We start from the raw sequence: 12,599 nt of genomic DNA on the forward strand, positions 1-12,599 counted from the left end.
TTCGACGGCGCGGGCGCCGCTCCGTGATGAGTTGGTTTTTCCAACGTACTCGGGTTGGTTTGGTTTTCCAACTCGATTAGGATCGAACCATGATGACGCAGGTACGTGAGTGCTCGGTGGCGCGGACGCTCGAGCTCGTCGGCTCCAAATGGACCCTGCTCGTCGTTCGCGAGCTGTTTCTCGGGAGTCGCCGGTTCGAGGAGATCGCCCGGTTCACGGGCGGCCCGCGCGACATCCTCACCGACCGCCTACGCAGGCTCGAGGCCCACGGACTGGTGACCCGGGTCCAGTACGAGCAGCGCCCGCCGAGGTTCGAGTACCACCTGACCGACCTCGGGCGCTCGCTCGCGCCGATCATCGAGACGATGCGCGAGTTCGGCGATCGTCACCTGGCCGGCGAGGACGGCCCACCGGCCAGGTTCGAGCACTCCTGTGGCTCGGAGTTTCACCCCGTGCTGGCCTGCAAGGCCTGCGGGGAGGTCGTACGCCGCGGCGAGGTCCAGATCGCAGACGCCGCGCACTGATTCGGCCGCGCGGTGCGGCCAGGACTCAGCCGACCGGCGGCCCGGCGATGAGGGCGACCACGGTCATCGCGGCGACGCTCGCGAGGCCGGCGGCCAGGCCGCGGACCGGGTTGCGGAGTAGCCACGCGAGCGGACGCTCGAGCGAGCGGGTGGGGGACTCGTCGATCAGTCGCCACGCCGGGGCGAGCAGGCCGCGGCGCTCGGCGTAGCGCTCGAACCAGAGCGTGAGGAACGGCGGGATCGAGGAGGCGAGACCGGCGACGAGCCGGCCGAGCGACCAGCGCTGGTCGATCGCGATCACGATCGTGGTCACGCAGTAGGTGATGAACACGATCCCGTGCAGCATCCCGAAGATGCTGACTCCCAGCTCGGTCGTCTTGGTGACGTACTTCAGGAACATGCCGCTGAGCAGCCCGGCCCAGGTCACCGCCTCGGCGGTGGCGACGATCCGGTAGACACGAGACGGCGAGCTCAGAAGTGCGGACACGCGGAGAAGTTTATTCGCACCCGTGTACTTGTATGAATCGGGCGGCTATGGGTACCGCTTGCGACATGACGACCGACAAGCTGCACTACACGATCCCGGGCCTCGACGAGGATGCTGCGCGGACGACCATCGGCCTGCTGCAGTCGCGCCTTCATGCGACGAACGACCTCCAGCTCACCCTCAAGCACGTGCACTGGAACGTCGTGGGACCCCACTTCATCGCGGTTCACCAGATGATCGACCCGCAGGTCGACGCGGTACGCGCGATGGCAGACGCGCTCGCCGAGCGCATCGCGACCCTGGGCGGTGCCCCGCGAGGCACCCCGGGCGCTCTGGTCGAGGAGCGGGAGTGGAACGACTACAGCATCGGCCGGGCCACCACCCAGGAGCACCTCGCCGCCCTCGACGTCACCTATCAGGGCGTGATCGGCTCCTACCGAGAGGCGATCAAGACCCTCGACGACATCGACCTGGTGACCCAGGACATCCTGATCGGTCAGACCGAGCAGCTCGAGCTCTTCCACTGGTTCGTACGCGCCCACCTCGAGGACCAGGGCGGCCAGCTGCAGACCAGCGGTGAGGCCACGGAGGCGGGCGCGGCACGAGCCGCCCACGACTGAGGGGTCCGCATGCGGTGGTGGTTCACGGCGTTGGCGCTGCTCCTCCCGATGGTCCTCACCGGATGCGGCTCGGGACAGGACGAGGCGGTGCGCGACAGCGCCGCCACCTTCTATGAAGCGGTCGACGCCCAGGACTGGGCTCAGGCGTGCGCGCTGCTGGCCCCGGAGACGAGATCCGAGCTGGAGTCCGCCGCCAAGTTGCCCTGCGACGGCGCGCTGGCCGAGGAGGATCTGTCCGCTCCGGGTGCCCCGGACGATGTGGACGTCTTCGGGACCATGGCCGAGGTGCGCTACCAGGGCGAGACCCTGTTCCTGACCCGGTTCGCCGACGGCTGGCGGATGTTCGCGGCCGGCTGTACGCCGCAGCAGCCCAAGCCCTACGACTGCGCCCTGCACGGAGGCTGAGATGCGAGTCATGTACGTCGCCTACCTGGCGGTCATCGGTATCGGACTGATCTACACGTTCGTCCTCGCGCTGAGGCACGGGTGAGGAGCCTCGATGCGCCGGTTCCTCAGAGAGAACTCACTGAGCCTCGCTTTCGGGGCGCTCTTCCTGGCCAGCCTCGCCGGTCAGGCCATCGCCGGCTGGCACCAGCTCAACGACGAGCTGTTCGCCGACGGTCTCCACCAGATCACGCTGGGCGGCTATCTGACCTCGGCGAGCTTCGCCGTGGACGTGACGGAGAACTGGCAGAGCGAGTATCTCCAGTTCCTGCTCTACGTCATGCTGACCGTCTGGTGGGTGCAGCGGGGCTCCCCGGAGTCCAAGCCGCTCGAGGACGCCGGTCAGGAGTCCGACGAGAGGCAGAAGGTCGGAGCGTACGCCCGTCCTGACTCGCCCAAGCTGGCCCGGGCCGGCGGTCTGCGGACCGCGCTCTACTCCCGGTCTCTCGGCATCACCATGGGGGCTATCTTCCTGCTGTCCTGGCTGGTCCAGTCGGTGGCGGGGTGGGCTTCGTACAACGAGTCCAGGCTGCGACAGCTCCGCGACCCGATCTCTTGGGCGTCCTATCTGACGCACTCGGACTTCTGGGCGCGCACCCTTCAGAACTGGCAGTCGGAGTTCCTGGCGGTCGGCTCCATGGCCGTCCTCTCGATCTACCTCAGGCAACGCGGATCACCCGAGAGCAAGCCGGTGGGTTCCTCCCACGACACCACCGGGATCGAGGGCTGACCCGGGTCGTACGCCTGGCCCGGCGCCTCAGGTGTCCTTCGTCAACAGGCGCAGGACCGCGCGCTCGGCCGCGGCCTGGCGCGCCTGTGGGTCCTTGCTCACGCCGTCGCGTACGCGGATCGTGCAGCCCTGCTCGTGCAGCTCGAGCACGCGCGGGTCGATGTAGGAGCTGCGGGCGATCGCCGGTGTGTTCCCGAGGTACTCCGCGACCTCCTTGATCGCCGCGACCTGCTGCTTACGGCGAGACCTGGCGGTCGGGGTCGAGCGCCCCGCGGCGTGCGGGTCCTCGGCCAGCGCGAGCGCCGCGAGCACGGTGGCGTGCCAGGTCCGGAAGTCCTTCGCCGACACCTCCAGGCCACTCAGCTCGCGCATGTAGTCGTTGACCATGGCAGGTGTCAGCCGCTGCCAGCGCCGGCCCTGCCGGTAGGCGAGGAGCTCCTCGAAACCGGCGCGGCGGCGACGTAGCTGCGCGATCGCGTCTACCGAGATCGGGTCGTCGATGCTGATGGAGTGGTGGACGCCGGACTTCCCGGTGAAGTCGAAGACGTAGGCGTCGCCCCGTTTGCGTACGTGGCGACGCTCCAGCGTCGTCAGGCCGAACCCACCGTTCTCGTCGGCGTAGGCGTCGCTGCCGATCCGGAAGCACCCCAGGTCCAGTAGGCGCACCGCGAGCGCTGATGCTCGGGCATCGCTCATCCCGGCGGTGGTGAGGTCCCGCTCCGTCCGCTCGCGTACGCGGGGCAGAACGGCCCCGAGCTCCAGCACCCGCTCGAACTTCTCCTGGTCGCGCTTCGCCCGCCATTCGGGGTGGTAGAGGTACTGGCGGCGGCCGGCCGCATCGGTCCCGACGGCCTGCAGATGCCCGTTCTCACGAGGGCAGATCCAGACGTCCTCCCAGGCGGGAGGGATGACCAGGGCGCGGATCCGCTCGACCGCTTCTTCCGGCAACCGGTCACCGGAGTCGTCGAGGTACACGAAGCCGCGACCCGCGCGACGGCGGGTCCACCCCGGCTCCTCCGTCGAGACCCGACGAAGTCGGACCACCAGGGGCTCCTCTCACCGGCTGGTCTCGTCGCTGTCGCGCGCCTTCGCGGCCAGCAGCCGATGCGTACCGTCGCACCAGGGCTTGATCGCGGACCCGCCGCACATGCACACCGCGCTGACCGGGCGCACCGTGTGGTGGATGTTTCCGTCGGCGTCCTGGATCTCGTGCTTCCCGCGCAGCAGCATCGGCCCGGCCGGGCACATCACGATCGAGGCGTGCTCGAAGTCGGTCATGAGGCACCCCAATGGTCGAGCATCGTCCGGGCGTAGCGGGCCTCCAGGTCGAGGCACGTGAACGCACCGAGGAAGACCTGGTCCCGCTCGCTCGGGTTCTCCTCGACGAAGGCGCCGCACGCGTCACGCACGGCGACCTGCTCGTGGACGGAGTCGGCCTCGACGTGCTCGTCGTAGTAGGCCGCCATCTCCTCGGGGAAGTCCAGACGACGCAGGCCCTGGGCGAGCTGCCGCGACGGCACCGAACTGGTCGACTCGAACGCGGCGAAGTGGCCGAGCGCCGCTCCGCGGAGCCGGCGGTGGAGCCCGAACAGCGACAACGCGTTGTTCATCTCGAGGATCTCGAGCGGCGCCTCGTCGACGTAGCAGGCGTGGTCGGTACGCAGACCGGCCGCTTCGATGCCGCGGCGGAAGAGGTGGTGATGGAGCCGGTTCGGGTCACCGTCGCCGTACTCGTCGAAGAGGATCTCCATCATCGCGGCCTTGGGCCGGGTGTCGAGCCGGGGGATGACCCAGCTGGTCGGGTCGGCCTCCTTGAGGTGGTAGAGCGAGCGGTGCTTCAGGATCTCGAGCACCTGCTCCCGGTCGGCCCGGCGCTGCACGAACCGCGCCAGCGACGGTCCGTCGTGCCGGGCGACCAGACCGGGCAGGTCCAGCTCGCGATCCTCCTGGAAGCCGCTGTGCTCCCAGCGCCGACGAAGCTCGGCCTCGAACGACCTCTCCAGACCGCGGCGCAGACGCAGCAGGTCCGCGTCCCACTCGAGGTCGGGATCGACCTCGTCGAAGCCCCGGTAGTGGAGCTCGTAGAGCGCCCACAGAGCGATCTGGGCGTCCTCCGCTGACTCCGGAGTCGGCTCCAGGTCAGCGGTCGCGCCGCTCTGCAGCGCGGTGAACACAGCGGCACTCAGGGTGCCACGCGACTTCGGCAGCATCTACGCCCACCTTTCCCTCAGGCCGTCCGGTACCCGACAGCCGGATCCGACATGCTCGGCCGCGGTGCCCGGGCGATGTGCACGAGCACTCCTTCGCCGGCGGAGTCGCGGACCTCCTCGATCGTCAGGTCGCTGCCCTCGACCATCTCCAGCACGCGATCGGACTGACCGGTCGTGCCGAGCTGGAGGACAGCCGCGCCGCCGGGGGAGAGGTGCCGGGCGGTCGTCGCCAGGCACATCTCGGCGACCAGCATCCCGTCGGCGCCGCCGTCGATCGCCATCAGTGGATCCTCGGGGTACCGCTCGACCTGGGCCGTCGGCACCCACGGCGGGTCCGCGATCACAAGCCAGTAGCGCTCGTCCGGGTCCAGCGCCTGCTCCATGCTGCCCTCGCGTACCTCGACCAGGTGCGCCAGCTCGGCGCGCTCGGCGTTGGCCCGGGCGAACTCACAGGCGACCGGATCGGCGTCGACGCACACCAGGCGGCGGCCGGTCAGCGCCGCCGCGAGCAGGCCGATCTGGCCGGCGCCGGAGCACAGCTCGAGGATCGGCCCGTCCGGCAGCTCCGCGGCCAGCTTGGCCGCCCACTCGGACTGACGCACGGTCCAGGTACGCGGGGTGAGCACGCGATCGTCGAAGTCGATGTCGAGATGACCGAAGCGGATCATGACAGCAGGTGCCTCCTGTTCAGGGGTGGAAAACTCAGGTGAGCTCGGCCAGTCGGACCACTGCTCGGTCAAGACGACCCTCCTCGTCGTGGATCCGTCGCTGGGTCGAGGAGCCGGTGCCGCTGGTGAAGATCCGGCCGATGCCCTTCTCGACGCGCACCAGGTCTCCGGTGTCACGCAACGCCGGGCCGATGTGCTCGAGCAGGAGATCCACCACCTCACGAGCCGGCCTCGGGCGGTGGGTCTGCGGGTCGAGCAGATCGCCGTTGATTCCGTGCCGGCCGGCTTGCCACATGGCGAGCCGGAGCACGGCCACCGAAACGGGATCTGGCGGCCTGCCCTCGGCCCACTCCCTCGCGCCGGTCTCGACCAGCGCCCGCGCCAGCGCCGCGACGAGCACGGCGTCGCGAGAGTCGAGGCAGACGTCGGCGACCCGGATCTCGAGCGTCGGATAGTGGCGGGACGGCCGGGCATCGAAGTACGCCATGCCCTCGTCCAGCGGGACCCCCGTGTCGACGAGCCGGCGCAGGTGATCGGCGTACGCCTGGCCGCTGCCGAAGATCTCGGTCGGACCGTTCGTCGGCCACCGGGTCATCGCCTGGGACCGGTAGCTCGCGTAGCCCGAGTCGCCGCCCTGCCAGAAGGGCGAGTTGGCGCTCACCGCGAGCAGCACCGGCAGCCAGGCGCGGATCCGGTCGAGCGCCCCCACTGCCTCGTCGTCGGAGTCGACCGATACGTGCACGTGGCAGCCGCAGGTGAGCTGCTCGGTGGCGGTCAGCCCGAACCGCTCGGTCATCGCCGCATAGCGCTCGCTGTCGAAGGTCCGGGGACGCACCGGCAACGGGGTCGTGCCGCTGGCCAGGGTCAGCGCGCCCACCTCGGACGCGGCCGCGCGCGCCTTGTCGCGCCACCGCCTCAGGTCGTGCTCGAGGAGCCCGAGGTACTCCTCCGCCGGAGTGTCGGTCTCGACCTGCTGTTCCTGCAGTTCCGGCCCCACCGAGCCACCGGCCTCACCGGCTTCGACCTCGGTGTCGCCGTGCTGCCTCGCTACCCGCAGCACCTCGCTGGCCATTGACAGCGGTGCGCCCGTCTCGGCGTCGACGAGGAGGAGCTCCTCCTCGACGCCGACTGTCCTGAGCTGGTGATGGGTACTGCTCGAATAGTGGCTCTTCACTGCTCACACCTGCCTCTGGAAGGAGCAACTCGACGATGTGTCGCCTGTTCGGATATGTGACCGAGTCCCCGTGTGCCGTAGCCGACCTTCTCGGGGAGGAGGGCTTGGCCGCGTTCACCTCGCTCACCACCGTGCACTCCGACGGCTGGGGGATGTCTTGGCACACGCCCGAGGGCACCTGTACGACGAGCTCGCCGCGTTCGGCGGACATCGACGACACCTATCGCAGGCTCGTCGAGGCCCCGCTCTCCCACGCCGGTTTCGTGCACCTTCGCTGGGCGACGGGTGGGCTCGACGTACGTCCGGAGAACACGCACCCGTTCCTGACCGACGGCGCGGCGTTCGCGCACAACGGCCACATCTCGCCGATCGCCGATCTCGAGGCGCTGCTGACCCCGGAGTCCCGAATGCGGCTGCGCGGCGACACAGACAGCGAGCGCTACTTCCACTTCGTGCACCAGAACGTCGAGAAGTACGGCGACGAGGCCGAGGGCGTCACCCGAGCGCTGGCCACGCTGGTCCAGAAGTTCCCGCGATGCAGCCTGAACGCGCTGATGCTCACCCGGACGCACATGTTCGCGATCCACATCAACTCGCGTGCCGACTCGCCCCTGCGCGCGCTGCGCGAGCTCTTCGACGACGAGGGCGACATCCCGCCGCGGCACACCACGGAGTACTTCGCGATGGACTACCGCCGGACCGACTACGGCCTGGAGATCGTCTCCAGTGGGCTTGATCAGCCCGGCTGGACCCCGGTGCCCGCCGACACCGCGGTGATGGTCGACCTGGAGACCCGGGAGGTCACCAGGCTGGATCCGATCGCTCAGCTCGGCGCCGACGCATTGCGCGCCCGCGACTGATGACGGGGTACCGCCGACCTGCTGTGGGGTGGGTTCGGGCATGCCCAGAGGTACCCCATCCGGCGCAGCTTCATTCCGAGCCGCGCTGACATTCCCAGCCAGTCCGTGCCTTCCTCACAGGAAGCCCACAGCGGGCGGGCGGAATCTTGAGGCATCAACCGCCTCAAGGAGGACCCGATGTCCAGCTCCCGCCGTATTCGTCGCTCTCTCGTCGCCGCCCTGGCGATCCCGCTGGTCGCGATCCCGCTCGCCACCCCGGCCCTCGCGGTGGCCGCGGTCGGTGCCACCAGGATGTACGCAGCTGAGTCCGGTTCGGGGTACGGCTATGGCTACGGCTACGACGGCGCCTATGGCGGCGGGCTCGTGGCCCCCTACCGGCAGAGCCTCGGCACCTCGACGGTCGACTCCGAGCCGGCGACCGAGGCAGAGTCGACCGGGGTCGTGCTGATCAACACCGCGGTCGGCTACGGCAGCGGGCAGGGCGCGGGCACGGGGCTCACGATCACCGGCGACGGGATCGTCGTGACCAACCACCACGTCGTCGAGGGCGCCACCTCGATCACCGTGACGGACCCGAGCACGGGGGAGACGTACGCCGCGACGGTCCTCGGCTACGACGACGTCCACGACGTCGCGGTGCTGCAGCTCGAGGACGCCTCGGGGCTCTCGACGGTCGCGACCGACCGGGACGCCGCCGCCCAGGGCGAGGAGGTCACCGCGGTCGGCAACGCCGAGGGCCAGGGCTCGCTCTCGGCCGCCGGCGGCACGGTCACCGACCCGAGCACCGCGATCACCGTCAACAACGAGGACGGCACCGCCTCCGACCTCAGCGACCTGATCCAGACCGACGCCGATGTCGTCTCCGGCGACTCCGGCGGCGCGCTGCTCGACCAGGACGGCGAGGTCATCGGGATGAACGTCGCCGCGACCTCAGGCTCAGCGGAGATCTCCGGCTACGCCATCCCGATCGACACCGTGCTCGACATCGCCGCCCAGATCCTCGCCGGGGAGGAGTCGGGCGACGTCGAGATCGGTGGCTCGGCCGCCGCGCTCGGGGTGCAGGTCGACACCACCAGGTCGACGCTGGTCGTCGGTGTCGTCGAGGACGGTGCCGCCGAGGCCGGCGGGATCACCGAGGGCAGCACGATCACCTCGGTCGGCGGGACCGCCGTGGCGAGCATCGACGACATCACCTCGGTCCTCGGCGACCACGAGCCCGGCGACGAGATCTCGGTCAGCTGGACCGATGCCGCCGGCGAGGCCCACACCGTCACCGTGACGCTCGGCGAGGGTCCGGTCGCCTGACCAGGATCAGCTGCTCGGTCCGTCCTCGTCGGAGCGCGGACGCTCCGCCCTGATCGGGATCGCGCCGGTGTAGCCCTCGCGTTCGAGGGCGATCTGCTGGACGCGGTCGCGGACGAGCCGCCAGCCGATCATCAGCGCCGGGATGATGATCACCAGGGTGGCGAGCGTCCAGGTCCCGATCGGGTAGTCGAAGCCCATCAGCACGAGCACGGTCGCGAGGAACGCGAGGGTGGCGTAGCCGGTCCACGGTGATCCCCAGAGCCGGAACTCGGGCCGGTACATCAGGCCCTTCTTCCAGCGCCGGTAGAGCTGGATCTGGCAGATCACGATGGTCGCCCAGGACGCGATGATGCCGAGCGCGGACATGTTCAGCACGATCTCGAACGCCTGCCCCGGCACGATCGCGTTCAGGCCGACGCCGAGGAGCGTGATGCTGCCGGTGAGCAGGATCCCGCCGAACGGCACCCCGTTCCTCGACATCCGCGCGGTGAAGGTCGGCGCGCTCCCGCTCATGGCCATGGACCGCAGGATGCGCCCGGTCGAGTAGAGGCCGGCGTTGAGCGAGGAGAGCGCCGCGGTCAGGACCACGAGGTTCATGATCGTGCCGGAGTTCGCGATCCCGAGCTGGTCGAAGAACGTCACGAACGGGCTCTCGTCCGCCCGGTAGGACGTGTAGGGCAGCAGCAGCGCGAGCAGCACCAGCGAGCCCACGTAGAAGACCGCGATCCGGGCGATCACCGAGTTGATCGCCCGGGGCATGATCTTCGCCGGCTCGGCCGTCTCGCCGGCGGCGGTGCCGACGAGCTCGACCGCTGCGTACGCGAAGACGACGCCGGAGATCACGATGACGAGCGGAAGCGCGCCGACGGGGAACAGCCCGCCGTTGTCGATGACCATGCCGATCCCGGTCTCCTGGCCGTTGAGCTCCTCACCGCTCGCGAGCACGATCATCCCGAGCACCAGGAACCCCAGCAGCGCGACCACCTTGATGAGCGCCGCCCAGAACTCCAGCTCGCCGAAGAGCTTGACCGAGATCAGGTTCATCGAGAGCACGACCGCGAGCGCGACGAGCGCGATCACCCACTGCGGGACGACCTCGAACGTGCCCCAGAAGTGCATGTACGTCGCGATCGCCGTGACGTCGACGATCGAGGTCATCGCCCAGTTCAGGAAGTACATCCAGCCCGCGGCGAACGCGGCGGGCTCGCCCAGGAACTCCCGGGCGTAGGAGACGAACGATCCCGACGACGGCCGGTGCAGCACGAGCTCGCCGAGCGCGCGCAGGATGAGGAAGACGAACACTCCGCAGAGGGCGTAGACGAGGAACAGGCCCGGCCCGGCCTCATGGAGGCGGCCGCCCGCTCCCAGGAACAGCCCGGTGCCGATGGCGCCGCCGATCGCGATCATCTGCAGCTGCCGCGGGCTGAGGCTCTTGTGGTAGCCCTCGTCCTCGTCGGTCAGGCCGCTGACCTGATTGCTGGCCGGGCCGCTGGTCTGGTCTTCGGTGTCGGTCATCGGCTCGCTCCCGTTCCGGAGTGAGGTGGCTCGGGCACGTCCTTGAACAGCAGCCATCCGCCGATCACGGCGACGACGGCCGCGACGGCGTAGCCGATCAGCGACCACCAGCCGAGATGCAGGTATGCCGTCACCCCGACGATCGCCAACGCGAGGAACACCATCGTCATGCCGATGATCGGCGTCCGTGGCCTGTATGGATCCCGTGCCAATGCGATCACCTCACCTGCAGGGCCCCCGGATGGCCCCGCTCCGGGCACCAATTAGAGCGCATCGAGCGGGTTCTCGCGGTGACCGGACGTCGCCCGGCGTTTCCGTTCCGCCGGACGGCAAATAACAGTAAGGTCGCCTTACAGTTAACCCCCATGAAGGAGCGTTTCGATGCGTAGCTCGAGGATCCGCACCATCCGCACCACACTCACGGCGACCGCCGCTCTGGCTCTCGTCCTGGTCGCCCCGCTGGCCGCGCCGGCCGCCGTGCCCGGCCCCGATGCCGGCGGCGCAACACCCCGCACCGGAGACGTCGAGGCGGCCGCCCTGACCTGGTCCGACGAGTTCGACGGGCCGGCCGGCAGCGCCCCGAACGGCGCCAACTGGAACTTCGAGACCGGAGGCGGGGGCTGGGGCAACAACGAGCTGCAGACCTACACCGACTCCCGCGACAACTCCGCCCTCGACGGCAACGGCAACCTGGTCATCACCGCTCGCCAGAGCGGGAGCGGCTACACCTCGGCCCGGCTCACCACCAAGGGCAAGGTCCAGCCGAAGTTCGGGCGCCTGGAGGCGCGGATCCAGATCCCGCGCGGCCAGGGGATCTGGCCGGCCTTCTGGATGCTGGGCGGCCAGTTCCCGAACACGCCGTGGCCGAACGCCGGCGAGATCGACATCATGGAGAACGTCGGCTACGAGCCCCACCTGGTCCACGGCACCCTGCACGGTCCGGGATACTCCGGCGGCAACGGCATCACCGGGCAGTACATGCACCCGCAGGGCTGGTCCTTCGCCGACACCTTCCACACCTTCGCCATCGACTGGCGGCCCGGCTCGATCACCTGGTCCGTCGACGGTGTCGCCTACCAGACCTTCACCACGGCCAACACCGGCGCCAACCCCTGGGTCTTCGACCAGCCCTTCTTCTTCATCCTCAACGTCGCGGTCGGCGGCAACTGGCCCGGCAACCCCGACGGCACGACCCAGTTCCCGCAGAGCATGGTCGTGGACTACGTACGCGTCTACGACTCCCAGCTCTGAGGAGGCTCAGCCCTCGCGGTGGGCGTTCAGCCCGTCCATCCCGGGCGCGACGGAGTCGTGGAGCCTGATCGTGTGGTCGTAGTGCTCCTCGACCATCGGTCGGTAGTCGATCCGCGGCTCCGTCATCACGCCCTCGAGACGCACGCTCAGGTCGGCCTCGATCCGAGCCATGAGCTCGGCGTCGATGGTGTCGGTGTCGGTGATCAGGTGCGGGCGCAGCGGGTCCATCCCGGTGTACCAGAACGTGCCGTGGAGCAACGGCCACAGGACGTCCTCGATGTGGCCGCTGATCCCGCGCGGACCGAGGGTCGCGGCCCGGTCGCCGGCGGTGACGATGGTCAGCGCGCGCTTGTCGACCAGGCCGCCCTTGCCGTACTTGAGCGGCTTGCCGGTCTCCGGGTCCGGTACGTCGAAGGCGAACCCCGACTCGAAGACCCGGTCGATCCAGCCCTTGAGGATGGCCGGCACCGAATACCACCACAGCGGGAACTGCACGACCAGCAGATCGGCCTCCCGTAGCCGGTCCTGGTGGCGGCGTACGTCGGCCTCGCCCCGCTCCACCAGAAGTGGATTGAAACCTTCTCGATAGAGGTCGATCTCGTCGACGCTCCAGCCGGCCGCGCCGAGCGCGTTCATGCCGACCTCGCGCAGCCGTCCGTTGAGTGATGACGCGTGCGGATGTGCCCATACCCAGAGTGCGTGCATGGGGCCCTGAACGCCGTCTGACGCGGAGGGATTCCCGCCCGGATGCGGGCGGGCGTCGGCGCGGTCTGATGACAAAGTCCGGATCTCGCTCAAATTAGCGGCCTCA

Annotated in this window: 16 protein-coding genes; 7 read left to right on the forward strand and 9 right to left on the reverse strand. The window is 69.3% G+C overall.

Going from position 1 to position 12,599, the window contains the following annotated elements; all coding sequences use genetic code 11:
* Positions 1–89 precede the first annotated feature (89 nt).
* A complete protein-coding gene (locus AB0F44_RS14190; RefSeq protein WP_357356367.1) occupies positions 90–524 on the forward strand; it encodes a helix-turn-helix domain-containing protein in 435 nt (144 codons plus the stop codon).
* 25 nt (positions 525–549) lie between these two features.
* Here the strand turns inward: AB0F44_RS14190 and AB0F44_RS14195 are convergent, their stop codons facing one another.
* Positions 550–1,011 (reverse strand): DUF3817 domain-containing protein, encoded by a 462-nt coding sequence (locus tag AB0F44_RS14195; protein WP_357356369.1) that lies wholly within the window; start codon positions 1,009–1,011, stop codon positions 550–552.
* A gap of 65 nt (positions 1,012–1,076) precedes the next feature.
* On the opposite strand from AB0F44_RS14195, the gene AB0F44_RS14200 reads away from it, so the two are divergent.
* From AB0F44_RS14200 to AB0F44_RS14210, 3 genes are all read left to right on the forward strand, one after another.
* Entirely contained in the window at positions 1,077–1,631 is a 555-nt protein-coding gene (locus AB0F44_RS14200; RefSeq protein WP_141805601.1) for a DNA starvation/stationary phase protection protein, read from the forward strand.
* Positions 1,632–1,640: 9 nt separating this feature from the next.
* Entirely contained in the window at positions 1,641–2,036 is a 396-nt protein-coding gene (locus tag AB0F44_RS14205) for a hypothetical protein (protein ID WP_357356372.1), read from the forward strand.
* 94 nt (positions 2,037–2,130) lie between these two features.
* Positions 2,131–2,805, forward strand: coding sequence for a DUF6766 family protein (locus tag AB0F44_RS14210; RefSeq protein ID WP_357356374.1), 675 nt, complete (start codon positions 2,131–2,133; stop codon positions 2,803–2,805).
* Between the two features lie 27 nt (positions 2,806–2,832).
* On the opposite strand, the gene AB0F44_RS14215 is transcribed toward AB0F44_RS14210, so the two are convergent.
* From AB0F44_RS14215 to AB0F44_RS14235, 5 genes are read right to left on the reverse strand one after another with little or no spacing between them, the layout of a single operon-like run.
* Complete coding sequence (locus AB0F44_RS14215; protein WP_357356376.1) at positions 2,833–3,849, reverse strand: DNA topoisomerase IB; 1,017 nt, start codon at positions 3,847–3,849, stop codon at positions 2,833–2,835.
* Between the two features lie 12 nt (positions 3,850–3,861).
* The gene (locus AB0F44_RS14220; RefSeq protein ID WP_357356378.1) at positions 3,862–4,083 is read right to left on the reverse strand and encodes a CDGSH iron-sulfur domain-containing protein; all 222 of its coding nucleotides are present in this window, start codon (positions 4,081–4,083) and stop codon (positions 3,862–3,864) included.
* A complete protein-coding gene (locus AB0F44_RS14225) occupies positions 4,080–5,015 on the reverse strand; it encodes an iron-containing redox enzyme family protein (RefSeq protein WP_357356380.1) in 936 nt (311 codons plus the stop codon). Before AB0F44_RS14225 ends, AB0F44_RS14220 begins: the two co-directional genes overlap by 4 nt.
* Positions 5,016–5,032: 17 nt before the next feature.
* Positions 5,033–5,683 carry a class I SAM-dependent methyltransferase gene (locus AB0F44_RS14230; protein WP_357356382.1) on the reverse strand — a complete coding sequence of 217 codons (651 nt, stop codon included), beginning with the start codon at positions 5,681–5,683 and terminating at the stop codon, positions 5,033–5,035.
* A 34-nt stretch (positions 5,684–5,717) separates the two neighbouring features.
* Positions 5,718–6,857, reverse strand: a complete 1,140-nt coding sequence (locus tag AB0F44_RS14235) for a glutamate--cysteine ligase (protein ID WP_357356384.1) — start codon at positions 6,855–6,857, stop codon at positions 5,718–5,720.
* A 35-nt stretch (positions 6,858–6,892) separates the two neighbouring features.
* On the opposite strand from AB0F44_RS14235, the gene AB0F44_RS14240 reads away from it, so the two are divergent.
* Both AB0F44_RS14240 and AB0F44_RS14245 read left to right on the forward strand, forming a co-directional pair.
* The gene (locus AB0F44_RS14240) at positions 6,893–7,717 is read left to right on the forward strand and encodes a class II glutamine amidotransferase (RefSeq protein WP_357356386.1); all 825 of its coding nucleotides are present in this window, start codon (positions 6,893–6,895) and stop codon (positions 7,715–7,717) included.
* Positions 7,718–7,894: 177 nt separating this feature from the next.
* Positions 7,895–9,022, forward strand: coding sequence for a trypsin-like peptidase domain-containing protein (locus AB0F44_RS14245; protein WP_357356388.1), 1,128 nt, complete (start codon positions 7,895–7,897; stop codon positions 9,020–9,022).
* A 6-nt stretch (positions 9,023–9,028) separates the two neighbouring features.
* Here the strand turns inward: AB0F44_RS14245 and AB0F44_RS14250 are convergent, their stop codons facing one another.
* Complete coding sequence (locus tag AB0F44_RS14250; protein ID WP_357356390.1) at positions 9,029–10,537, reverse strand: amino acid permease; 1,509 nt, start codon at positions 10,535–10,537, stop codon at positions 9,029–9,031.
* Positions 10,534–10,707 (reverse strand): hypothetical protein, encoded by a 174-nt coding sequence (locus AB0F44_RS14255; RefSeq protein ID WP_357356391.1) that lies wholly within the window; start codon positions 10,705–10,707, stop codon positions 10,534–10,536. The genes AB0F44_RS14250 and AB0F44_RS14255 overlap by 4 nt, the downstream gene beginning before the upstream one ends.
* A 211-nt stretch (positions 10,708–10,918) precedes the next feature.
* Here AB0F44_RS14255 and AB0F44_RS14260 point away from each other — a divergent pair, with 211 nt between their 5' ends.
* Positions 10,919–11,788, forward strand: coding sequence for a glycoside hydrolase family 16 protein (locus tag AB0F44_RS14260; RefSeq protein WP_357356393.1), 870 nt, complete (start codon positions 10,919–10,921; stop codon positions 11,786–11,788).
* Positions 11,789–11,794: 6 nt separating this feature from the next.
* Here AB0F44_RS14260 and AB0F44_RS14265 read toward each other — a convergent pair whose 3' ends face one another.
* Complete coding sequence (locus tag AB0F44_RS14265) at positions 11,795–12,493, reverse strand: NAD(P)H-dependent oxidoreductase (protein ID WP_357356395.1); 699 nt, start codon at positions 12,491–12,493, stop codon at positions 11,795–11,797.
* Positions 12,494–12,599 lie beyond the last annotated feature (106 nt).

The organism is Nocardioides sp. NPDC023903, assembly GCF_040639295.1.
GTDB lineage: Bacteria > Actinomycetota > Actinomycetes > Propionibacteriales > Nocardioidaceae > Nocardioides.